This window comes from Bradyrhizobium cytisi (genome assembly GCF_008123515.1).
Taxonomy (GTDB): domain Bacteria; phylum Pseudomonadota; class Alphaproteobacteria; order Rhizobiales; family Xanthobacteraceae; genus Bradyrhizobium; species Bradyrhizobium cytisi.
This window is the reverse complement of the sequence record NZ_VSSR01000107.1, coordinates 1-1,040: the sequence shown is the minus strand read 5'-3', so window position 1 is coordinate 1,040 and position 1,040 is coordinate 1. Positions and strand designations below refer to the sequence as shown.

Genomic DNA, 1,040 nt, shown 5'->3' with positions numbered 1-1,040 from the left:
GAGCGTTAGCCGATCAGGTTGCAAGTACCCTGCGGCCACGAAGTAGTTTGTGGATTCTGCGGGCGTGTAGGTGTCGACGATGCGACCAATAGCGTCCCAGAGACCATTGACCGTACGTTCGGCTGCCTTTCGCAAATTTGCTTTGAGCTTGGCGAATGCATTCTCGATCGGGTTGAGGTCGGGGCTGTAGGGCGGAAGATAGAGGAGCGTTGCGCCGGCGGCTTCGATCATCTGGCGTATGCGCGGCCCTTTATGGCTGGAGAGGTTGTCCATGATGACAATCGCGTCTTGCGGAAGTTCGGGGATGAGCACCTTTTCCACGTAGGTCTCGAAGGCATCACGGTTGATAGGGCCATCGAGCACCCAGGGCGCGATGATACCGCGCGTGGTTAAAGCGGCCACGCAGGTTGTTGTTTTCCAGTGGCCGTGCGGAACGGCGGCTCGCAGACGTTCGCCGCGCTGGCAGCGGCCATGTGTTCGCGCCATGTTGGTCGACGCCCAGGTCTCATCAATGAAGACGAGCCGGTCACGATCGAGCTTGCCTTGGCTCTCGCGCCAGGCTTCGCGCCGCGTCAAGACATCCGGGCGATCCTGCTCGGTGGCATGGGCTGTCTTTTTTTGCGCGTGATGTTGTGGCGCTCGAAGAAGCGCCGGATCGTCCCATAGCCAAAGCAAAGACCTTCCTTGCTCAGGCTGTCACGCAATTCCTCGATGGTGATGTCAGGGGTTGCCTTGAGCAAGGCCATGATCCTCGCCTGATGGGCATCGATCCGGTGGGATTTGCGATCACCGCCCTGAGCTCTTGGCTGGGCATCCCCTTGCTCTCGCTCGCGCATCCGCCATCGGCTGACGCTCGCCGCACTTACTCCAAACCGCTCGGCAGCCTGCCGGCCGGATACGCCGCCAGCAATGGTGGCAAGCACTCGTTCCCGAAGGTCCATCGACAGCGGCTTCGCCATGCCCGCCGGCCTCCCGTCCCGGCGGGTAGCTTGAATCACCAAAACGCTGATTTGTGAATCCCCAACGATTCAGTCAGATGG

1 protein-coding gene is annotated in these 1,040 nt (G+C 60.6%); it reads right to left on the bottom strand.

Annotation, left to right across the window (positions count from 1 at the left end; all coding sequences use genetic code 11):
* Positions 1-959, bottom strand: a protein-coding gene (locus FXB38_RS39945) for an IS630 family transposase (protein WP_246230578.1) whose coding sequence is annotated in 2 segments (ribosomal slippage) — positions 1-623 and positions 623-959 — 960 coding nt annotated over the 2 segments. Because the reading frame shifts where the segments join, the coding sequence is not laid out codon by codon here. This gene is flagged as partial in the annotation.
* Between the last annotated feature and the right edge of the window lie 81 nt (positions 960-1,040).